A 19,191-nucleotide genomic window follows, 5' to 3' on the forward strand; every position below is an offset into this window, starting at 1 on the left:
GACCTGCTGACGGCAAAGGAATAGGGCTCCGTGCCCAAGGCTTGGGCAGGATGGATTGCGCGCTATATAGGCTCGCACCCCCAACGCGCAATCATTGCCGAAGGTTGACATCATTTTGCCCGAATCCCGGATCCGCCAGCGACTATATCTCGACCATGCCGCGACCACGTCGATGCGGCCCGCCGCCATTGCGGCGGTGGAGGCGGGAATGCGGGCCTGGGCCAATCCGTCGTCGCCGCATGCCGAGGGGCGCGCGGCGCGGGCAAAGCTGGAACAGGCGCGCGCGGCGATTGCTGCCGCTTATGGCTGGCGGGGCGAGACGATCCTGACCAGCGGCGCGAGCGAGTCGCTGGCGATCGCCTTGTCGAGGAGCGGGACGGAGCGGCGGCTGATCTCGGCCGTGGAGCATGATGCGGTGATTCGCGCCGGGGGTGATGCGGGCGTGGTGCCGGTGGATGCGCAGGGGTTGCTGGATCTTGATGCGCTGGTGGCGCTGCTGGCGGGGCCGCGCGCGATCGTGGCGGTGCAGTGGTGCAATAGCGAGACGGGCGTGCGGCAGCCGATCGCGGCGATTGCCGAGCGGGTTCACGCGTCGGGCGGATTGCTGTTGGTGGATGCCGCGCAAATGCCAGCGGGCACCGATGCCGGGGTGGTGGACCATGCCGATTTCCTCGCGATTTCCGGGCATAAACGCGGTGGGCCGCCGGGGATCGGTGCTTTGCTGGTGCGCGAGTTGGCGACGCTGACGCCGACGGGCGGGCAGGAACGCGGGTATCGCGCGGGGACCGAGAATTTGCCGGGCGCGCTTGGCTTCGCGGCGGCTTTGGCCGAGCCTGAAGAAGTCGCGCGGCTGGTGCCGCTGCGCGCGCGGCTCGACGATGCGATCGCGCGCTCGGGCGGGGAGGTGGTCGCTGCGGCCGCGCCGCGCCACCCGGCGATCGGGTCGTACCGGATGCCGGGGCTCGCCGCCGCGACACAGCTTATCCGCTTCGACATGGCGGGGATTGCGGTGTCGGCGGGCAGCGCGTGTTCGTCGGGCAGCATGAAGCCGAGCCATGTGCTGGGGGCGATGGGGTGGAGCGTGGAAGCGTCGCGCGAGGTGGTTCGCGTGAGTTTCGGGCGCGATACCGGCGCGGAGGATGTCGAGCGGTTCATCACCGAATGGCGCAATGTCGCGCGCTCTGCCCGCGCGTTTGCGGCATGATCTACCTCGATTATCAGGCGACCACGCCGCTCGCGCCCGAAGCGCTCGAGGCGATGTTGCCATGGCTGCGCGACCAGCATGCCAACCCGCATTCGGCGCATGCCGCCGGGCGCAAGGCCAAGGCGGTGGTGGAGCTGGCGCGCGATCAGGTGGCCGCGCTGCTGCCGCCGGGCGGGACGCTCGCTTTCACCAGCGGCGCGACCGAGGCGCTTAACTGGGCGATCAAAGGGCTGGGCGGCTCGGTGGTGACGCTGGCGAGCGAACATGCCGCCGTGCTCGATACGGTGGCGGCGCTGCGCTCGGGCGGACAGGAGGTGACGGTGCTGCCGGTCGGGGCGGACGGGCTGGTCGATCTCGATCAGGCGCGCGCGGCGATCGTGCCGGGCACGAAACTGGTCGCGGCGATGCTGGTCAATAACGAAATCGGCGTGATCCAGCCAATCGCCGCGCTGGCCGAGATCGCCCATGCCGCAGGCGCATTGCTGCTGTGCGACGCAGTGCAGGGCTATGGGCGGGTCGACATACCGGCGACATGCGATCTGGTCGCGGTGTCGGGGCACAAGATTTACGGGCCCAAGGGCATCGGGGCCTTGTGGGTGCGCGACGGGGTTGCGCCCGCGCCGTTATTGCATGGTGGCGGGCAGGAGGCCCTCGGTCGGTCCGGCACGCTGTCGCCCGCTTTATGCGCCGGGTTCGGGACGGCGGCGGCGCTGATGGCAGTGCGGCGCGACGCGGATGCGGCGCAGGTCGAGCGACTTTGGACGCTCGCCATCGAACGCTTCGGTCCCGGCTGGTCCATCAACGGTTCGAGCGACCAGCGCTATCGCGGCAACCTCAACGTCCGGCGCGATGGGCTCGACGTGGCACGGCTGATGTCGGCCTTACGCGACGTCGCTTTCTCGGCCGGCTCGGCCTGTGCCAGTGGATCGGGCCGGGCCAGCCATGTTCTTCGTGCGATCGGCCTCACCGAGAGGCAGGCCCGTTCGAGCGTTCGCCTGGGCTTCGGGCGCTATACCACGGAAGCCGAATTGACCGAGGCGATCGACCGCCTCATGCTTGCCGCCAATGCCCAAAGGATCGCCGCATGACTCATGTCCGCTTCATCGGCACCGACGGAAGCATTCGCGAGGTAGTTGCCGCGCCGGGCGCGCGCCTGCTCGAAGTCGCGCAAGCCGATGGCCAGCCGCTGGAAGGCACGTGCGAGGGGCAGATGGCCTGCTCGACCTGCCATGTGATCGTCGACGTCGGCGATTTCGACAAATTGCCAGCGCCGACCGAGGACGAGGAGGATATGCTCGATCTCGCCGCGGGTGCGACGCGCACCAGTCGGCTGGCGTGCCAGATTGTACTCAGGGCGGATCTCGACGGGTTGACGGTGCGCATTCCCGGCGAAGTGCGGAACATGCAGGGCCGTTGATCATTTGCCTGTGGTGCCACCTCGGCACGGTACAGGAGATGATCCCATGAAATTCGCAGCCCTGATCTCGGCCGGTCTGATCGCCGCTGCCGCCATGGCCCCCGCCAGCGCGAGCGCGCAGGTCGAGCGCCATCATGATCGCCGCGTCGAACGCACCGTTGTCCATACCGAGCGCAACCGTGACTGGCGTCCGCACACCCGCAAAGTGTGCCGCACGGTCTATCGTCATCACCAGCGCATGCGCACCTGCCGGACGGTGCGCCGCTAAGCGCCGGTTTCGACTTCGGTCGAGACAGGCTTGATCCTTTCGCCCGACCCCGCCATAGGCAGCGCGGGAGTCGGGCGGACGTGGTCGTCGCCAACCTGGTCAGATCCGGAAGGAAGCAGCCACAACGATTTCGCCGCGGGTCGTTCCGGCTCCCACCGCGCAGCGCGCATGTACGCAGCAAAGCTGCGCACAAGACGCGCCAGCGCGGCCGGCGGGCAAGGCCCGACCGACGACCCGGCTTTGCCGGGGCGGCTCCCTCCTTTTATGAGCGGTGCGCTTCTGGCTGCCCCCCTCCACCCTTCGCTGAATGCTCAGGGTCCCAGTTTTGGGTTGACCATGCCCCGCATGGTCAAGGGTCGTCCTGGGGGACGATCCGACCCAAAACTCCGTGCCGGGGAGGATTTTTATAGTGTCGGTGGAGGCTTTCGCATGGCCATGATGATCAAAACCTTGCTGGTCGCCGGACGCGACCGCCAGCGGCTGAGCGAAATCGTCCAGATCGCATCGCGCTTCGGCCTTGGCATCCTGCTCGCGCGCTTCGGCCTGGAGCGGGCCACTGCCGCTGAGGCGTTGACGGACGAACCGCAAACGCTGCCGCGACGCACCCGCCAGGCACTGGAAGAATTGGGGCCGACCTTCGTCAAGCTCGGGCAAATTCTGGCGACGCGCGGGGATTTGCTGACGCCCGAATGGGTGGCCGAGCTCGAACACCTCCACAGCAGCGCACCGACCCTGCCGTTCGAGACGCTGCGGCCCGCCGTCGAAGCCGTGCTGGGGCAAGCGCCGGAAACCGCGTTCGCCGTCTTCGACCCGCTGCCGCTCGCCGCTGCTTCGATGGCGCAAGTCCACCGGGCGAAACTGAGCGACGGGACGCAGGTGGTGCTCAAGATCCGCCGCCCCGATATCCGTCCGCGCATGGAGGCGGATTTGCGGTTGATCGCCGAACTGGCGGCGCTGGCGGAAACGAGCAGCGCCGAAGCGCGGCGTTTTCGTCCGCGCGAACTGGTGCGGCAATTGGCGCAAGCGGTGCTGGAGGAGCTCGATTTTACCAGCGAGGGGCGCAATGCCGATCGCCTGCGCGCCGATTTCGCGCAGGATCCGCGCGTCGTCATCCCCGAAATCCATTGGCAATGGACCTCCGAAACGCTGCTGGTGATGGATTTCATCGAGGGCGTGCCGCCGCGCGAAGCGGCGACCTTGCGGGCGGCCGGGCTCGAGCCTGCGGTGATCGCTGCGCTCGGGGCCGATGTCGTGCTCGACATGGTGATGATCAACGGGCGCTTTCACGGCGACCCGCATCCCGGCAATTTGCTGTGCCTGCCGGGCAACCGCATCGCGTTGCTCGATCTGGGCATGATCGGGCATGTTTCGCCACGGCGACGCGAGGAAGTGATCGCGTTCGTGCAGTCCTTGTCCTCGGCCGATCCCGAGCAATTGGCGGACGTGTTCGGCGCGTGGAGTGCGGGCAGCGGCGTCGCGCAGGATCGCATGCAGGCAGCGGCCGAGCGGCTGATCGCGCGGCATGGCGGCGGGCCGATCAAACTGAGCGCGATCGTGGCGGATTTGCTGCCGTTGCTGCGCGATGAAGGCATGACGATGCCGCCCGACCTGTTGCTGATGTTCAAGGCGCTGATGACGATCGACGGGGTGCTGCAGGCGATCGAACCCGATTTCGATTTGGCGAGCGCGATGCAGCGCGCATCGCTGCGCATGGCGCGGGCGCGGCTTTCGCCCGACCATTGGGCACCGGTGCTGCAAGCGCTGGCATGGGAGCTGAGCAAGATCGGCGGGGATGCGCCACGCCTGGTGCGCGCGGTGATCCGGCGCCTGGAGCAGGAGCCGGTGGACGCGCCGCATGCCGATCCGTCTCGCGCAATCGTGACCGGCGCGCGGTGGATTGCGGGGGCGATCCTGGCGGCGGCGGTGGTGCTTGCGGTGGCGATGGTGGTGGGCTGAGGCTGGTCGACGCGGGGGGCGGACAGGGGGATACGAAGAACCCGCTTTGGTGGGGCGCTTCAGATGCGAAGTGCGTTGCTTGATCTTTTTTATCTAACTACAACGGCCACACCTTACTTCAACAGGACTCGGGCTGTCGTGAATTTCGCGCATCTCGCGGTATCTTAAAATATAAACGTTTCGCCGCCCTTAGGTCATCGGATAGTTTTGATTTTGCCGCTTCACGGCACCGCCGCAGGGCAGAAGGGGGTAATATGACTTAGCAGCGATCACTATTATCAATAACGCGACGGCTGAGCGATCATCTGCTGCCTGCGTCTGGACGATTTGAACTCCCTGATTGATGGCGGAAACATAAGAACCCAGACTCTTTCATAGCCTATATCCCTGGACCTTCGAACAGAGACGACGCCCGGTCTTGTGCAGCCAATCCGAGTGAGGAGATGGCTCATGTGCATCGTCAATCCCATGTTCCATATGGACATGGACTATAACTGGCGCTGGTATTTAACCGGCGATCGGGGATCAGTCCTGTGCATCTCAGCGCGCTCATTCTTCAATTTCGAAGATGCTCGCAGGGACTATGACGTTACGCAGGGGCAGTTCTTGGCCAAAGCGGCCTAAGCTGTCTTGATCCTAAAGCAATGTGAAGTGGTCGGGCGGCTCGAAGGGGCCGCCCGCTCTGCTTCCATCGTTTGCCGTTAATTCGATCGAACCGGGTGCTGATGAGGGAAGCCGCCAGCTTTCAACAGGTGCCCCCTTGAAAGCCGCATCCCCCAACCAACCCTTCGACAATTCCCCCCGCTGCCCCTAGATAGGGCAGCAATGTCCGACTCCCTGTATCCCGCTGACGAAACCCCCGGCTTCGACCTGGGCGAACCGCCTGCTCCGGCGAAGAGCGACGCGTACCGCGTGCTCGCGCGCAAATATCGGCCGCAGACCTTTGCCGAGTTGATCGGCCAGGATGCGATGGTCACCACGCTGGGCAATGCGATCCGGCGCGGGCGGCTGGCGCATGCTTTTCTGCTGACGGGCGTGCGTGGGGTCGGCAAGACCTCCACCGCGCGTTTGCTCGCCAAGGCGCTCAACTGCATTGGGCCGGACGGGCAGGGTGGGCCGACGATCAACCCGTGCGGCGTGTGCGAGCCGTGCGTCGGCATTGCCGAGGGGCGGCATATCGACGTGATCGAGATGGACGCCGCCAGCCATACCGGCGTCGACGACATGCGCGCGGTGATCGATGCCTCGCGGATGACGGCGTTCGTCGCGCGCTACAAGATCTACATCATCGACGAAGTCCACATGCTGTCGAAGAACGCGTTCAACGCGCTGCTGAAGACGCTGGAGGAACCGGCCGAGGGCGTGAAGTTCGTGCTGGCGACGACCGAGGTGAACAAGGTGCCGGTGACGGTGCTGTCGCGCTGCCAGCGCTTCGACTTGCGGCGCATTCCGGCGGATTTGCTGGCCGAACATTTCGCGCGCGTGGTCGCGGCCGAGGGTGTCGAGGCCGAGCCCGAGGCGCTGGGGCTGATCGCGCGCGCGGCGGAAGGGTCTGCGCGCGACGGGCTGTCGATCCTCGACCAAGCGATTGCCCATGCCGATATGGATGGCGGCGCGGTGAGCGCGGGCGCGGTGCGCGATATGCTGGGGCTCTCCGATCGTGGCGCGATCCGCGATTTGATGACGCTGTTGCTTTCGGGCGACGGGATCGGCGCGCTGGCGGCGCTCAGGCGGCAATATGACCTTGGGGTCGATCCGCTTGGCGTGCTGCGCGGGTTGCTGGAGACCGTCCACGCCACCACCTTGGTCAAGCTCGGCGCGGCACAGGAAGCCGGGCAAGCGACCGAGGAGCGCGAGGCGTTGCTGGGCTGGGCGTCGTCGCTGTCCTTCGCCGCATTGCACCGGCTGTGGCAATTGCTGCTCAAGGGCCATGACGAAGTCGCACGCGCGGCGATGCCGATCGAGGCGTGCGAAATGGCGCTGCTGCGGCTGGTCCATGCCTCGACCTTGCCCGATCCGGGCGACCTGGCGCGCATGATCAGCAATGGCGTGCCGCTTGGCACCCCGTCTCCGGCCCCTGCAGCACCGGCGGCGCTTCCGGCGGCTGCTCCCGAAGCGGTGGTGACCGATCAGGACATGCCCCGCTCGATCAGCCAGATCGTTGCTTTGCTGGAGGGCGCGGGCGAGCTCGCTCTGGCGTCGCGCGTGGTGCACCACGCCAGCATCGTCAGCCTCGATGGCAGCGATCTTGTGTTGAGCTCGGCGCGACCGATTTCCCCCGATCTGGTCGCTGAATTGGCGGTCACGCTGAAGCGCGTTACCGGGCGCGGCTGGAAAGTGACGACCGCACCGACGCCAGGCGCGCCGACGGTGCGCGAGGCCGAGGCGGCGCAGCGCGAGGCGTTCAAGGCCGAAATTCTGGCGGTGCCGGTGATCGCCGCCGCGCTGGAGGCGTTTCCCGACGCCGAAGTTCCCGAAACCGAAATCGACCGCCTGCTGGCGGCGAAACGGAGTGTAACCGCATGAAAAGCATCGAAGACATCATGGCGATGGCGCAAAACGTCCAGGCCGAACTGACCAAGGCGCAGGACGGGCTCGACAAGATCGAGGTCGAGGGCGTCGCGGGCGGTGGTTTGGTCAAGGTGCGCGCCTCGGCCAAGGGGCGGATCATCGGCATCGACATCGACGAATCGTTGTTGCAACCGAGCGAAAAGCAAATCGTCGAGGATCTCGTCGTCGCCGCGTTCAACGACGCCAAGGCCAAGGCCGATGCAGCGTCGGGTGCCGAAATGGCCAAGATGACCAGCGGCATCCCGCTGCCGCCGGGGTTCAAGCTGCCGTTCTGATCGCGGTGCGATAACGGAACGATCGCCCGTGCAACCCGTTCAACCCTGCAGATAAAAGCAGGAGGATAGCATGAGCGAGCAAGTAACCGAGACGCCCCATACCACTGTGATCGAACGTCGCAGCGGCGGCGGGGCCGCGATCTTCATCGGCATTGTTCTGTTGATCGCGGTCGCGGTCGGTGCCTTCTATCTCTTCAACAAGAGCCAGAACGACAACGCCCGTACCGATGCGATTGCGGGCGCTGCCAAGGACGTCGGCGACAGCGCGAAGAAGGTCGGCGACAGCGCCTCCAAGGCAGCCGACGACGCGACCAAATAAGGCCTAGCGCAGGCAGCGATCCAGTCCGTCGTTGCGGACGACGCCCACCCGGCGGGTGATGGCGTTGCCGTGGCGGCGGGTAAAGCCACGGGGCGCGATCGCGGCGCGTTTCTTGGGCAGCGGCAGGACGGCGGCGATGCGGCCCGCTTCGTCAGGCGTCAAATGCGACGCGTCATGGCCGAAATACCGCCGTGACGCTGCGTCGACGCCATAGGTGCCAATGCCGGTCTCGGCTACGTTCAGATACACTTCCATGATGCGGCGCTTGCCCCAGATGTTCTCGATCAGGACGGTGAAATACGCCTCCAGCGCCTTGCGGGCATAGCCGCCGCCCTGGATCAGGAAGACGTTCTTGGCAGTCTGCTGGCTGATCGTCGATCCACCGCGAATGCGCCCGCCGCGGGCATTGCGGGCATAGGCCGTTTCGATCGCCTGCAGATCAAACCCATTGTGCAAACAGAAGCGCGAATCTTCGCCCGCAATCGCGGCGCGCGCCATATTGGGGTCGATCTGCGACAGCGGACGCCAGGATTTGTCGATGCCGTGGCCACCCAGCGCATCGCCAACCATCGTCAGCGTAATCGGTGGCGGCACGAAGCGATACAATACGACCATGAAGACCGACAGGATCACAAACGCGACAACGGCGCGTACGGCCCAGCCCAGCACCCGTCCGACCAGACCACGTTTCCGGCGAGGGCGCTCACGCTGGTTCAGCTGAGGTTGCGGCACATGCGTTCCGACATTGACGTTCCCCGGCTCCATGACATGCTCCCGCAGCATTCCGTAGCGCGGGAGCATTGTCGAGGAAAGGAACGCGCTGCGCTCAGGCGGCGACCAGCATCCGATTGTCGCCGGCGATGCGCATCATCGCCTTTTGCAGCTTTTCAAAGGCGCGCACCTCGATCTGGCGAACCCGCTCGCGCGAGACGCCATAGACCTGGCTCAGTTCCTCGAGCGTCTTGGGCTCGTCGGTCAGGCGACGCTCGGTCAGGATGAACTTCTCGCGCTCATTGAGATCGTCCATCGCTGCGGTCAGCATTTCGTGGCGAACGTCGGCTTCCTGCGCCTCGGCGACCACGGAGTCCTGCAAGGGCGAGTCGTCGGCAAGCCAATCCTGCCACTGGCCTTCGCCATCCTCGCGCATCGGCACGTTGAGCGAGGTGTCGCCGCCCATTGCCATGCGGCGGTTCATGCTGGTGACTTCCTCCTCGGTCACGCCGAGATCCTTGGCGATCTTGGCGAGATGTTCGGGGGAAAGGTCACCGTCCTCGAACGCGTCGAGCTTGGACTTCATCCGGCGCAGGTTGAAGAACAGCTTCTTCTGCGCGGCGGTGGTGCCCATTTTTACCAGGCTCCACGAGCGCAGGATAAATTCCTGGATCGAGGCGCGGATCCACCACATCGCATACGTGGCAAGGCGGAAGCCGCGATCGGCCTCGAACTTCTTAACGCCTTGCATCAGGCCGATATTGCCCTCCGAGATCAACTCGGACACCGGCAGGCCATAGCCGCGATAGCCCATCGCGATCTTCGCCACGAGGCGAAGGTGCGAGGTGACCAACTGCGCGGCGGCGTCGGTGTCGCCATGTTCCTCAAAGCGCTTGGCGAGCATATATTCCTGCTCGGGCGCGAGGATCGGAAATTTCTTGATCTCCGACAGGTAGCGATTGAGGCTCGCCTCGCCGCCAAGGGCGGGGATCGTCGCGGGGACGTTGCTGCGGGCTGCCATGATCGTGTCTCCCTTTATCGAAGCTGGAACATGCCCAAGGCACACGCCAGCCGAAAGCTATACAAACAGTCTATAGAACAGTTCCTGCATGTCGGCAGGCATTTCGCTATCGAACGCCAAAGCGTTACTTGTCACCGGATGAATGAACCCCAAACGGGCGGCGTGCAACGCCTGGCGGCGGAAACCCAAGGTTTCCAAAGTGGCTTTGTGGGCCTGCTTTGTTCTACCGTAAACCGGGTCGCCGAGCAAGGGGTGCCCGAGCGAGGCCATATGCACCCGGACCTGGTGCGTGCGACCCGTCTCCAGTCGGCATTCGACCAGTGCGGCGTCCCTTAAGCGTTCGATCGTGGTGAAATGCGTCACCGCGCGCTTGCCGCCGGGGACGATCGCGATTTTCTTGCGGTTGGAGGGCGATCGCGCGAGCGGGGCGTCGACCGTGCCCGCGGGCGGAGCAGGCTGCCCCGACACGATCGCCTTGTAACGCCGGTCGATGCTATGGTCGTGAAATTGCTTCGCCAAGCCCTCATGCGCGCGATCGGTCTTGGCGGCGACCATCAGGCCCGACGTGTCCTTGTCGATGCGGTGGACGATCCCGGGCCGGGCGACGCCGCCAATCCCGGAGAGGTTGCCCGCGCAATGGTGGAGCAGCGCGTTGACCAAGGTGCCGTCGGCATTCCCCGCCGCCGGATGGACGACCAGCCCGGCCTGTTTGTCGATCACGATCAGCTCGTCGTCTTCAAAGACGACGTTAAGCGCGATGTCCTGCGCTTCGTTATGCGATGGCGTGGGGGCGGGGACTGCGACCAGATACAGGCCACCGGCAATCGCCTTGCCCGATGGATCGTTGGCAACATGACCGCGCGGGTCGGTGACGGCACCGCTTGCGATCAATGCCTTCAGCCGTTCGCGCGATACATCGGGCAGCGCGTCGGCCAGCGCGCGGTCGAGGCGCAAACCCTGCGCAGTCGCGGAAACCCGTGCTTCAAGAGTGGCAACCCCCCGGTTCATGGACTAGAATCTGGGCATGACGTTGGAGATTTCAAGCACTCTGCTGGCCCGATTGCTAAACGAAGCCGCAAATGCGCCCGAACAGGAGGTGTGCGGCCTGCTCTTCGGCACGGCGGAACGGCTTGATGCGGTGCGACCGTGCCGCAATGTTGCAGCCGAGCCGGACCGGGCTTTCGAGATCGATCCTGCGGCGTTGATCGCGGCGCATCGGGCCACGCGCGACGGTGGGCCGACGATTATCGGATGCTACCATTCGCACCCCAATGGGGCCGCAACTCCCTCCGCCCGCGACGCGGCGGCCGCCGCGCCCGATGGTGCGCTGTGGATCATCATCGCGGGTCCGCAGGTGGCGTGTTACCGTGCGGTTTGCGATGGTGCGTATGTCGGACGGTTCGACCCCATGCCCTATCGGATCGAGGCAGCCTGACGCCAACTAAGGACACAGTGGCTTGCTTCCTCCGCCGTGCATCGCCAGAAGAGCGATCAAGTCATGATCCGAAAGCCAAATAACCAATGACGATCAGCGCCGCCGATTTCGCAAGCTTGCTGTGCTCGCGCCTCTGCCACGATTTGCTGAGCCCGGTGGGTGCTCTCAATAACGGACTGGAACTGCTCGCCGATGAGCATGATCCGGAAATGCGGGCCCGCTGTCTGGAGTTGTTGAGCGACAGCGCCAAGGCGTCGGCCAACAAGCTGAAATTTTTTCGTCTCGCCTTCGGCGCAGCGGGTGGTTTCGGCGAGTCGGTCGATTCGCGCGAAGCGCGCGCGGCGATTGAGGGGCTGTTTGGCGAGGGCCACAAGGTCAAGCTCGGCTGGATGGTCGAGGATGCGACGCTCCCCAAGCTGGCGATCAAGGTGTTGCTCAACCTGGCGCTCATCGCCGGCGATGCGCTGGTGCGCGGCGGGCAGCTCGATGTGGGCGCGGAGAGCAATGACGGCCAGGTCGAGATCGTGGTGCGAGCCGATGGCCCGCGCATCGTGCTCGACGCCGAAATGCGCGCAGCCTTGACCGGGACGCAGGGCGAAGCCGTCATCACCCCGCGTGCGGCGGCCGCGTATCTTGTCCAGGCTTTGGTCGCCGAGGGCGGCGGGATCGTGCAGGTTTCCGATCCTGAGGATTCGGTGCTGCTGTTCGGCGCGGTCTTCAAGGCAGGATAACTCTGCCTTAACCACTGTTCGGCCATGACCGCTGTAGCGCTACGCGGGGGCCCATGGACGATCTCTTACAGGAATTCATCGCCGAGACGCGCGAGACGCTTGAAGCGCTCTCGGGCGAGATCGTCGCATGGGAATCCGCGCCGGACGATCGCGACCGGCTGGATGCGATTTTTCGGTTCGTCCACACGGTCAAGGGCAGTTGCGGTTTTCTCGATTTGCCCCGGCTCGCGCGGCTTAGCCACGCGGCCGAGGATGTGCTGGCGGCGGTGCGTTCGGGCGAGCGCACGCCGGACACCCGCCTCGTCAACGCTGTGCTCGCGATCGTCGACCGGATTGGCGAGATCGTGGAGGCGATCGACGCCGGGCATGCGCTGGACGATTCGGGCGAAGACCTGCTGATCGCTGCGCTCGATACGGGTGCCGAAATGGCAGTGCCGCAGTCGGCCGTGACACCCCGGTCCCCCAGCCGCAGCGTCCGCCTCAACGTCGATTTGCTCGACCGGATGATGAGCGGCATGTCCGACATGGTGCTGGCGCGCAATGAGCTGGCCCGGCGCGTGCGCGACGGAGGTGCCAATCCTGTCGTCGAGGCTGCGCTCGAGCGGCTTTCGCTGACTGTCGCCGAAATGCGCGACACGGTGACGCGTACCCGGATGCAGAAGATCGACGCGTTGTTTTCTGCGTTGCCGCGGATGGTGCGCGACACCGCGACCGAACTCGGTAAATCGGTGGCGCTGCATATCGAAGGCAGTGACGTCGAACTCGACCGCGAGATGATCGAGATGATGCGTGATCCGCTCGTCCACATCGTCCGCAATTCGATCGACCACGGCATCGAAGCGCCGGCGCTGCGCCGCGCCCTGGGCAAGCGCGAAAATGGCTGGCTGAACGTGGCCGCGCGGCAGTCGGGCAATCAGATTGTCATCGAGATCACCGACGATGGCCAGGGCGTCGACACCGACCGGCTCGTCGCGAAGGTCGCGAGCGCGGGGTTGCGAAGCGACGCGCAATTGCGGGCGATGAGCGAGCAGGCAAAGCTCGATTTGATTTTCGAACCCGGTCTTTCGACCAAGGATATGGCGACCGCCATATCCGGGCGCGGCGTCGGGATGGACGTGGTGCGCGCCAATGTCGAACAGATTGGTGGCCGTATCGAACTGCGCAACACCCCCGGCAGGGGCTTGCGAATCGCCATCCACGTGCCGCTCACGCTGTCGATCATGTCCACCATCGGTGTGGGTGTGCGCGACCAGCGCTTCGCCATTTCGCGCCAGGTGATCGAGGAAATCGTGCGGGTGGGCGGCGATATGATCCGCATCGACCGCATCGGCGACACGTTGAGCGCGACCGTTCGCGACCGGCGCATGCCCCTGATCGATCTTGGCGATCTGCTCGGGTTCGGGCCGCGGCCCCCGCTGATGTTGGTGATCGTCAGCGCATCGGGCGGCAGCTACGCCCTCGCCGTTGACTCGGTGCTCGATCATGAGGAACTCGTCATCAAGCCCGCAGCACCGGCGATCATGGCGACGGGCGTCTATGCGGGGCAGACTCTGCCCGACAGCGGCCTGCCGATGCTGATGCTGGATTGCGCTGGTATCGCGCATGTTGCGGGCCTGGTCTTCGGGCGTGAGGCGATGGTCGAGGAGGTCGAGGCCGAAGCCGTAGTGCCCGGCGTGCAGGCGCTGTTGTTCGACGACCTTGACGGTGTGCGCCGGGCGCTGCCGCTGTCGGTGATCGACCGGGTCGAACCCGTTCCGGCGGCGGCGATCCGTTTTTCGGCGGGGCGTTTGCGGTTGTCGGTGGAGGGGGCAATCATCCCGCTCGTTGCACTGGGCGAATGGGCGGCACGCCCCACGGTGTCGGTGGTGCGGCTGCGGGATGGATCGGCCGAGATCGGCTATGCCATTGGCGAGGCGCTCGACATCGTCGAACTGCCCGAAACCGTTGTACCGGCGCATGATGCCGGGCCAATCGCTGGCGTCGTGGCCATCGATGGCGATCAAATCGAAGTGATCGATCTGCACTGGCTGTTTGCGAGCCACGCCGATGCTGGCACCGTCAGCGACGCGCCGCTGTGCCTGTTCGATGGCCCCGAAACCGCCTGGATGACAACGTTCCTGAAACCCGTGCTGGAAGGGGCGGGATATCGCGTCGCGACCGCATTGCGACCGGGCGAGATGCCGCGCGTCGTGGTGCGCATGAGCGACGACCCCACCGGCAGTGCCGCGACGGTTCCCGTGGTCCGTCTGCGCCGCGACGCCGACGGCGACGACGACAGCATTTTCCGCTATGATCGGCCGGCGTTGCTGGCGGCGGTCGCGCGCTCGACGGGAGGTCGATAATGGCGTTGTTCCTGATAGCACAAATCGCGGGGCGGCCGGTGGCGATCGAATCCAGCCAGGTGGAGTCGGTCGTCGACATCGGCACCGTCATTCCGGTCCCCCGCGCAGAGCGTCAGGTGCGTGGCCTCGCCGCATTGCGCAGCCGCGTCGTGACGGTCATCGACACGCGCGCCGCGCTGGGGTTGGACGCTGCGGAGGTCGATGCGGGCCGCGCGATCATCACCATCGTCGAAGGCCATTATTACGCAATTCTCGTCGATGCGCTCGATGATGTCGCCCCCTTCGAACTCGCCCCGCTATCGGCCGGAATCCTGCTCGACAAAGGATGGCTGAAGGTCGGGCGCGGGATTGTCGAACGCGAGGGCGAGCCGATCCTGGCGATCGCGCTCGATGGGCTAATTCCGGGGGCGCTGGCGCTGGCAGCGTGAAAACCTTCAGATTAACGCGACGCTTACGCATTTCGGGCAGGGTCGTCCCAAGCGGACTTTAATAGGGTGAATTCATGAAGACGTGCCTCGTCGTCGACGATTCGAAAGTGATCCGCAAGGTCGCGCGCCATATCCTGGAAACGCTCAACTTTCGCGTCAGCGAAGCGGGCGACGGGCGCGAAGCGCTGGACGCGTGCCTGGTGTCGGCACCCGATGTGGTCCTGCTCGATTGGAACATGCCCGTCATGAGCGGCATGGACTTCCTGCGTGCATTGCGTGACAGCGCCATCCCGACGCGGCCCAAGGTGGTGTTCTGCACCACCGAGAACGGCATGGCCCACATCCGCGCGGCGATCGAAGCCGGAGCGGACGAGTATGTCATGAAACCGTTCGACCGCGAGACACTGGAAAGCAAACTTCAGATCGTGGGTATGGCCTGACAGGTCTGTCCCCATGCGCACCCGCCCCGAACTAAAGCCGAAACCTCCAAGGATGGGCGACGCACGCCCGCTGGTCCTGATCGTCGATGATTCGGCGGTGGCCCGCGCGGTGATTGCGCGCGCGGTCGAGACTGACGGGCATTTTCTGGTTGCGGGAGCGGTTTCGAGTGCCGCGGTTGCGTTGGAGTTTCTCAAGCGGACCCGTGTCGACGGCATCGTGCTCGATCTTGAAATGCCGGGTGTCTCCGGCTTGGCAGCCTTGCCGGGGCTGATCGCCGCCGGTCAGGGGGCCAAGGTGCTGATCGTCTCGTCTGCGGCCAGCGAAGGAGCTGCGGCGACGATCGAGGCGCTGGCGCTTGGGGCGGCGGACACGTTGGTCAAGCCCGATATCGGTGAGTTCGCTGGTCGTTTCTCGGTCGCGATCAACGAGAAATTGACCCGCTTGTTAGCGAGCGACGATGCGCAGGCTATGCCCGCTCGGTCGGGCGCTGGAGCCGCAGAAGCGGGCCTTGCTCCGGGTTTTGACATTGTCGCGATCGGGGCATCGACCGGCGGCATTCATGCGCTCAGCCTGTTGCTGCGCGAGGTTCCGAAGGACCTTACCCTGCCAATTTTGATTACGCAGCATTTGCCTGAATCGTTCATGCCGTATTTCGCAGCCCAGATCGCGGTGCTGGCCAATCGCCCGTGTGACGTCGCGACCGATTGTATGCGGATTCGACCCGGGCGGATCATCGTCGCTCCTGGAAACGCCCATATCAGGGTGGTCAGCACTGGCGACGGCGGTGCAATCCGCTTGACCAGCGATCCCGCCAAAAGCGGGTGTATGCCTTCGGTCGATCCGATGTTTGAAAGCCTGGGGGAGGTCTATGGTCCGCGTGTACTGGGCGTCGTGTTGAGCGGTATGGGGCGCGATGGGAGCGATGGCGCACGGACCATTCGGACCCGCGGCGGAACCATCGTGGTGCAGGATCGCGAGAGTTCGGTGGTCTGGGGGATGCCGGGGGCGATTGCCAATACCGGGGGTGCCAGCGCGGTGTTGCCGCCCGTGGAAATCGGTCGCCTGATTGCCGCGCGGCGGCGTCCGGCATGAGCTTGCCCAACCTCGATCTTGGCACCCCGCGCGGGCTGCTGCCGCGCGCCTCCTCGAAAGGCGCGATGGGCGTGCTGACCGCGATTCTCGAAGCGCGCACCGGTCAGCAACTCGCCGCCAATCGCGAATGGCGAGTGGAGACGGTGTTGAAGCCCGTTCTGCGCGATCTCGGCCTGGAGACGCTCGACGCGCTCGCCAGTGCGGCGCAACAATCACCCGCGATCGGTGACCGCGTCGCCGATGCGCTGCTCAATCAGGAAAGCTCCTTTTTTCGCGATGCCGCCGTGTTCGATATGGTTGCCGATGCGGTCGATAGTATCCGCGCGACCAAGCCGAGCAGACGCCCGCGGATATGGTCGGCGGGCTGCTCCTTTGGGCAGGAGCCGCTATCGCTCGCGATGTTGTTTGCCGAACGCGAACTTGACGTAGACCATTTGCTGCCGGAAATCATCGCATCCGACGTGTCGGAGGCGGCATTGTCGCGGGCGCGCTGCGGTCGCTATTCGCAATTCGAAATCCAGCGTGGCTTGCCGGTCCGGCGCATGGTGCGCTGGTTCGACGGCGATGGGGTCGACTGGGTTGCCAAGACCGAACTGGTTCGGCGAATCAACTACAGACGCCTCAATCTGGTCAGTGATCCTCCGCCGGTGGGCCGCTTCGACGTAATCCTATGTCGCAATGTTCTGCTCTATCTCACGATCGAATTGCGGCGGAAAATTCTCGATCGGCTGGCAACGGTTATGCGACCAGGCGGGTTGCTGGTGCTCGGAGCTGGCGAAACTGTGATCGGCCAGACAGAAGCGTTCCGGCCCAGCGCGCGCTATCGCGGCCTGTACGAACCAGCAGTGAGCGAAGGCTAATCGACGGTCGGGGTTCCTTACGCGCTGCGTCCGTGCTTAAGCGGTATTTCGGCTCGCGGGGAGGGACCATGACCATCATCGATACGCCGTCGCCCAATTTCGACGAGCGCACGTTGCCCGTCTCGATGATTGTGTTGCACTACACGGGCATGCAGACGGCGCAGGCGGCGATTGACCGGTTGCGCGACCCCGAGGCCAAGGTATCGGCGCACTATCTGATCGCCGAGGATGGCACGATCCTGCGGATGGTGGCGGAGGGCAAGCGCGCTTGGCACGCCGGCAAGTCGCGCTGGCGCGGGATCGAGGACGTCAATTCGGCCAGCATCGGGATCGAGATCGTCAACCCCGGCCATGAATTCGGCTATCGTCCGTTCCTGGAGGAGCAGATCGATGCGCTGATCCCGTTGGTGGCCGATATCACCGAGCGCCACGGCATCACGCGCGGCAATGTGGTGGGCCATTCCGACATTGCGCCGACACGCAAGCAGGATCCGGGCGAACTGTTCCCCTGGAACCGGCTCGCCAAATTGCGCCTCGCGCTGCCACGCCCGACCAAGAATTTGATGGATCCTCTGTGGAGCGATGCCGGTTTCCTGATCGCACTCGAACGCTTCGGCTATGATGTCAGCGACAAATTGGCGGCGGTGGTTGCCTTTCAGCGCCGTTTTCGCCCGGAATTGCTTGACGGGGTGATCGATGGCGAATGCCGCAGCATCCTCCTCGCGCTGCTGTTGCCAAAGCCGACCGGGGACGAATGAGTTTGTCTTTCGCGCGAGATTCGCGCTAGGGGCACCTCCAGCCAGAGGGTCGGGCGGCCGCGGGGTGCGTTAAGCACCGCGAGGAAAGTCCGGGCTCCGCGGAACGACGGTGCCGGGTAACGCCCGGCGGGGGCGACCCCAGGGACAGTGCCACAGAGAGCAGACCGCCGATGTCCTCGTTCGATGAAAATCGGGCAAGGAACAGGCAAGGGTGAAAGGGTGCGGCAAGAGCGCACCGCGCGCCTGGTAACAGGGGCGGCATGGCAAACCCCACCGGGAGCAAGATCGAATAGGGATGGCATATGGGCCTCGTTCCGGCTCGTCATCCGGGTTGATTGCTTGAGGCGGCGTGCAAACGTCGTCCTAGAGGAATGGTCGCCTAACCTCGCAAGAGGGGGACAGAACCCGGCTTACAGACCCTCTGGCGTTTTTTTACGGGTCGCCGTTTTTTCATGGTGGTTTCACAAAAGCGTCATGGCGCTATCGCGCTTCGATGCTTAGATGGCCCGCTATGGCGCGTTCCTCCTCCCGATCAGCCGACTGGGGCTTTCCGCGCTGGCGCGCATATGGCGAAGCCAGCATGGAAGCGGCGACCGTGCGGCTGTGCGACCGGCATGGTTGCACCGAAAAGGGCGATTGCCCGGCTCCCAAATCCCCCAACAGCCCCGAACGCTGGTATTTCTGCCAGGAACATGCCGGCGAATATAATCGTGGCTGGAACTATTTCGAAGGGCTGAGCGCCGAGGAGGCGGCCGAGCGCGAGCGCGCCGAGACGCAGACCGCCGAGGGCTATACCGCGTCGCGCCACCATCAATGGGCCGGGCCCGGCGACGGCAGCCGTTCGCGCGACGAGATTCGTGCGCTGGAAGTGCTGGAACTCGATGTCGATGCCGATTTCGAGACGGTGCGCGTGGCTTGGCGGCGATTGGCGAAATCGAACCACCCCGATGTCCGCCCCGGCGACAAGGAAGCCGCCGCGCGCTTCCTCGCGATTCAGGCCGCCTATGACGTGCTGAAGGCCGCCGAGGATGCGCGGACGTGGAAGCCGGGCGTTTGAAGACGGTCCGTTCGGACTGGGCCAACACCCTTCTGGTGTGCAAGAAATGTTCGAAGAAGCTGGGCGGCGGGTTCGGCCCCAAGGGGAAGACGCCGCTGGCCAAGGCTTTGCGTTCGGAACTTGGCGTGCGGAAAGGGCGCAAGGGTACGCTTGGCATCGTCGAGGTGAAGTGCCTCGGCATATGCCCGCGTGACAGCGTCACGGTAATCAACGGCGCTGCCCCTGGCGAATGGGCGCTGGTGCGCGCAGGTGTGCCAGTCGCGACCGTGGTGGAGGAACTTGGGCTGAGGCCGGACGGGGGATGA

The 19,191-nt window shown here is 65.0% G+C and carries 21 protein-coding genes and 2 other RNA genes; 20 read left to right on the plus strand and 3 right to left on the minus strand.

Features of this window, described 5'->3' with window-relative positions; translation table 11 throughout:
- The first annotated feature begins 172 nt into the window (after positions 1-172).
- The 9 genes from ACP7BL_RS13195 (at position 173) to ACP7BL_RS13235 (ending at position 8,010) form a co-directional block, all read left to right on the plus strand.
- On the plus strand, positions 173-1,204 hold the full coding sequence (locus tag ACP7BL_RS13195; RefSeq protein WP_426258606.1) for a cysteine desulfurase family protein: 1,032 nt from the start codon (positions 173-175) through the stop codon (positions 1,202-1,204).
- Entirely contained in the window at positions 1,201-2,292 is a 1,092-nt protein-coding gene (locus tag ACP7BL_RS13200; RefSeq protein WP_426258552.1) for a cysteine desulfurase family protein, read from the plus strand. Before ACP7BL_RS13195 ends, ACP7BL_RS13200 begins: the two co-directional genes overlap by 4 nt.
- Positions 2,289-2,621, plus strand: a complete 333-nt coding sequence (locus ACP7BL_RS13205) for a 2Fe-2S iron-sulfur cluster-binding protein (RefSeq protein WP_426258553.1) — start codon at positions 2,289-2,291, stop codon at positions 2,619-2,621. Before ACP7BL_RS13200 ends, ACP7BL_RS13205 begins: the two co-directional genes overlap by 4 nt.
- Positions 2,622-2,667: 46 nt before the next feature.
- The gene (locus ACP7BL_RS13210; RefSeq protein ID WP_126846252.1) at positions 2,668-2,889 is read left to right on the plus strand and encodes a hypothetical protein; all 222 of its coding nucleotides are present in this window, start codon (positions 2,668-2,670) and stop codon (positions 2,887-2,889) included.
- Between the two features lie 62 nt (positions 2,890-2,951).
- An RNA gene (gene ffs, locus ACP7BL_RS13215) (signal recognition particle sRNA small type) lies at positions 2,952-3,049 on the plus strand.
- Between the two features lie 278 nt (positions 3,050-3,327).
- Positions 3,328-4,845, plus strand: coding sequence for an ABC1 kinase family protein (locus tag ACP7BL_RS13220; protein ID WP_426258607.1), 1,518 nt, complete (start codon positions 3,328-3,330; stop codon positions 4,843-4,845).
- A gap of 825 nt (positions 4,846-5,670) precedes the next feature.
- Positions 5,671-7,371: a DNA polymerase III subunit gamma/tau gene (locus tag ACP7BL_RS13225; RefSeq protein WP_137902280.1), complete on the plus strand. Its 1,701-nt coding sequence runs from the start codon at positions 5,671-5,673 to the stop codon at positions 7,369-7,371.
- Positions 7,368-7,691, plus strand: coding sequence for a YbaB/EbfC family nucleoid-associated protein (locus ACP7BL_RS13230; protein ID WP_033963779.1), 324 nt, complete (start codon positions 7,368-7,370; stop codon positions 7,689-7,691). Before ACP7BL_RS13225 ends, ACP7BL_RS13230 begins: the two co-directional genes overlap by 4 nt.
- A 70-nt stretch (positions 7,692-7,761) precedes the next feature.
- Positions 7,762-8,010 (plus strand): hypothetical protein, encoded by a 249-nt coding sequence (locus tag ACP7BL_RS13235; protein WP_033963780.1) that lies wholly within the window; start codon positions 7,762-7,764, stop codon positions 8,008-8,010.
- A 3-nt stretch (positions 8,011-8,013) separates the two neighbouring features.
- On the opposite strand, the gene mtgA is transcribed toward ACP7BL_RS13235, so the two are convergent.
- The 3 genes from mtgA to ACP7BL_RS13250 form a co-directional block, all read right to left on the minus strand.
- Positions 8,014-8,775, minus strand: coding sequence for a monofunctional biosynthetic peptidoglycan transglycosylase (gene mtgA, locus ACP7BL_RS13240; protein ID WP_426258554.1), 762 nt, complete (start codon positions 8,773-8,775; stop codon positions 8,014-8,016).
- A 61-nt stretch (positions 8,776-8,836) separates the two neighbouring features.
- Positions 8,837-9,742, minus strand: a complete 906-nt coding sequence (rpoH, locus tag ACP7BL_RS13245) for an RNA polymerase sigma factor RpoH (RefSeq protein ID WP_033963781.1) — start codon at positions 9,740-9,742, stop codon at positions 8,837-8,839.
- A 57-nt stretch (positions 9,743-9,799) separates the two neighbouring features.
- Positions 9,800-10,750 carry an RluA family pseudouridine synthase gene (locus ACP7BL_RS13250; RefSeq protein WP_126846261.1) on the minus strand — a complete coding sequence of 317 codons (951 nt, stop codon included), beginning with the start codon at positions 10,748-10,750 and terminating at the stop codon, positions 9,800-9,802.
- 16 nt (positions 10,751-10,766) lie between these two features.
- Between ACP7BL_RS13250 and ACP7BL_RS13255 the strand changes: the two genes are divergently transcribed.
- From ACP7BL_RS13255 to ACP7BL_RS13305, 11 genes are all read left to right on the plus strand, one after another.
- Positions 10,767-11,177, plus strand: a complete 411-nt coding sequence (locus ACP7BL_RS13255; protein ID WP_426258555.1) for a Mov34/MPN/PAD-1 family protein — start codon at positions 10,767-10,769, stop codon at positions 11,175-11,177.
- 86 nt (positions 11,178-11,263) lie between these two features.
- Positions 11,264-11,908: a histidine phosphotransferase family protein gene (locus ACP7BL_RS13260; RefSeq protein WP_426258556.1), complete on the plus strand. Its 645-nt coding sequence runs from the start codon at positions 11,264-11,266 to the stop codon at positions 11,906-11,908.
- A 53-nt stretch (positions 11,909-11,961) separates the two neighbouring features.
- The gene (locus ACP7BL_RS13265; RefSeq protein WP_426258557.1) at positions 11,962-14,250 is read left to right on the plus strand and encodes a chemotaxis protein CheA; all 2,289 of its coding nucleotides are present in this window, start codon (positions 11,962-11,964) and stop codon (positions 14,248-14,250) included.
- The gene (locus ACP7BL_RS13270) at positions 14,250-14,678 is read left to right on the plus strand and encodes a chemotaxis protein CheW (protein ID WP_033963788.1); all 429 of its coding nucleotides are present in this window, start codon (positions 14,250-14,252) and stop codon (positions 14,676-14,678) included. Before ACP7BL_RS13265 ends, ACP7BL_RS13270 begins: the two co-directional genes overlap by 1 nt.
- 74 nt (positions 14,679-14,752) lie before the next feature.
- Positions 14,753-15,118 carry a response regulator gene (locus tag ACP7BL_RS13275; protein ID WP_010402926.1) on the plus strand — a complete coding sequence of 122 codons (366 nt, stop codon included), beginning with the start codon at positions 14,753-14,755 and terminating at the stop codon, positions 15,116-15,118.
- Positions 15,119-15,170: 52 nt separating this feature from the next.
- A complete protein-coding gene (locus tag ACP7BL_RS13280) occupies positions 15,171-16,211 on the plus strand; it encodes a chemotaxis protein CheB (RefSeq protein WP_426258558.1) in 1,041 nt (346 codons plus the stop codon).
- A gap of 65 nt (positions 16,212-16,276) precedes the next feature.
- On the plus strand, positions 16,277-17,071 hold the full coding sequence (locus ACP7BL_RS13285; RefSeq protein WP_033963857.1) for a CheR family methyltransferase: 795 nt from the start codon (positions 16,277-16,279) through the stop codon (positions 17,069-17,071).
- A gap of 68 nt (positions 17,072-17,139) precedes the next feature.
- Positions 17,140-17,829: an N-acetylmuramoyl-L-alanine amidase gene (locus tag ACP7BL_RS13290; protein WP_126846269.1), complete on the plus strand. Its 690-nt coding sequence runs from the start codon at positions 17,140-17,142 to the stop codon at positions 17,827-17,829.
- A 41-nt stretch (positions 17,830-17,870) separates the two neighbouring features.
- Positions 17,871-18,258, plus strand: an RNA gene (gene rnpB / locus ACP7BL_RS13295) — RNase P RNA component class A.
- An 82-nt stretch (positions 18,259-18,340) separates the two neighbouring features.
- Positions 18,341-18,886, plus strand: coding sequence for a J domain-containing protein (locus ACP7BL_RS13300; RefSeq protein ID WP_033963792.1), 546 nt, complete (start codon positions 18,341-18,343; stop codon positions 18,884-18,886).
- A complete protein-coding gene (locus ACP7BL_RS13305) occupies positions 18,883-19,191 on the plus strand; it encodes a hypothetical protein (protein WP_033963859.1) in 309 nt (102 codons plus the stop codon). Before ACP7BL_RS13300 ends, ACP7BL_RS13305 begins: the two co-directional genes overlap by 4 nt.

The organism is Sphingomonas sp. DC1600-2, from assembly GCF_049897605.1.
Classification (GTDB): domain Bacteria; phylum Pseudomonadota; class Alphaproteobacteria; order Sphingomonadales; family Sphingomonadaceae; genus Sphingomonas.

Excerpts from the sequence above, each read along its gene's own strand:
- ACP7BL_RS13280 (WP_426258558.1), top strand. The coding sequence starts at position 15,171 with ATGGGCGACGCACGCCCGCTGGTCCTGATCGTCGATGATTCGGCGGTG.
- ACP7BL_RS13225 (WP_137902280.1), top strand. The coding sequence starts at position 5,671 with ATGTCCGACTCCCTGTATCCCGCTGACGAAACCCCCGGCTTCGACCTG.
- ACP7BL_RS13210 (WP_126846252.1), top strand. The coding sequence starts at position 2,668 with ATGAAATTCGCAGCCCTGATCTCGGCCGGTCTGATCGCCGCTGCCGCC.
- ACP7BL_RS13220 (WP_426258607.1), top strand. The coding sequence starts at position 3,328 with ATGATCAAAACCTTGCTGGTCGCCGGACGCGACCGCCAGCGGCTGAGC.
- ACP7BL_RS13230 (WP_033963779.1), top strand. The coding sequence starts at position 7,368 with ATGAAAAGCATCGAAGACATCATGGCGATGGCGCAAAACGTCCAGGCC.
- ACP7BL_RS13235 (WP_033963780.1), top strand. The coding sequence starts at position 7,762 with ATGAGCGAGCAAGTAACCGAGACGCCCCATACCACTGTGATCGAACGT.
- ACP7BL_RS13275 (WP_010402926.1), top strand. The coding sequence starts at position 14,753 with ATGAAGACGTGCCTCGTCGTCGACGATTCGAAAGTGATCCGCAAGGTC.
- rpoH (WP_033963781.1), bottom strand. The coding sequence starts at position 9,742 with ATGGCAGCCCGCAGCAACGTCCCCGCGACGATCCCCGCCCTTGGCGGC.
- ACP7BL_RS13285 (WP_033963857.1), top strand. The coding sequence starts at position 16,277 with ATGGGCGTGCTGACCGCGATTCTCGAAGCGCGCACCGGTCAGCAACTC.
- ACP7BL_RS13290 (WP_126846269.1), top strand. The coding sequence starts at position 17,140 with ATGACCATCATCGATACGCCGTCGCCCAATTTCGACGAGCGCACGTTG.
- ACP7BL_RS13255 (WP_426258555.1), top strand. The coding sequence starts at position 10,767 with ATGACGTTGGAGATTTCAAGCACTCTGCTGGCCCGATTGCTAAACGAA.
- ACP7BL_RS13260 (WP_426258556.1), top strand. The coding sequence starts at position 11,264 with ATGACGATCAGCGCCGCCGATTTCGCAAGCTTGCTGTGCTCGCGCCTC.
- mtgA (WP_426258554.1), bottom strand. The coding sequence starts at position 8,775 with ATGGAGCCGGGGAACGTCAATGTCGGAACGCATGTGCCGCAACCTCAG.
- ACP7BL_RS13195 (WP_426258606.1), top strand. The coding sequence starts at position 173 with ATGCGGCCCGCCGCCATTGCGGCGGTGGAGGCGGGAATGCGGGCCTGG.
- ACP7BL_RS13250 (WP_126846261.1), bottom strand. The coding sequence starts at position 10,750 with ATGAACCGGGGGGTTGCCACTCTTGAAGCACGGGTTTCCGCGACTGCG.
- ACP7BL_RS13205 (WP_426258553.1), top strand. The coding sequence starts at position 2,289 with ATGACTCATGTCCGCTTCATCGGCACCGACGGAAGCATTCGCGAGGTA.
- ACP7BL_RS13270 (WP_033963788.1), top strand. The coding sequence starts at position 14,250 with ATGGCGTTGTTCCTGATAGCACAAATCGCGGGGCGGCCGGTGGCGATC.
- ACP7BL_RS13265 (WP_426258557.1), top strand. The coding sequence starts at position 11,962 with ATGGACGATCTCTTACAGGAATTCATCGCCGAGACGCGCGAGACGCTT.
- ACP7BL_RS13200 (WP_426258552.1), top strand. The coding sequence starts at position 1,201 with ATGATCTACCTCGATTATCAGGCGACCACGCCGCTCGCGCCCGAAGCG.
- ACP7BL_RS13300 (WP_033963792.1), top strand. The coding sequence starts at position 18,341 with ATGGCGCGTTCCTCCTCCCGATCAGCCGACTGGGGCTTTCCGCGCTGG.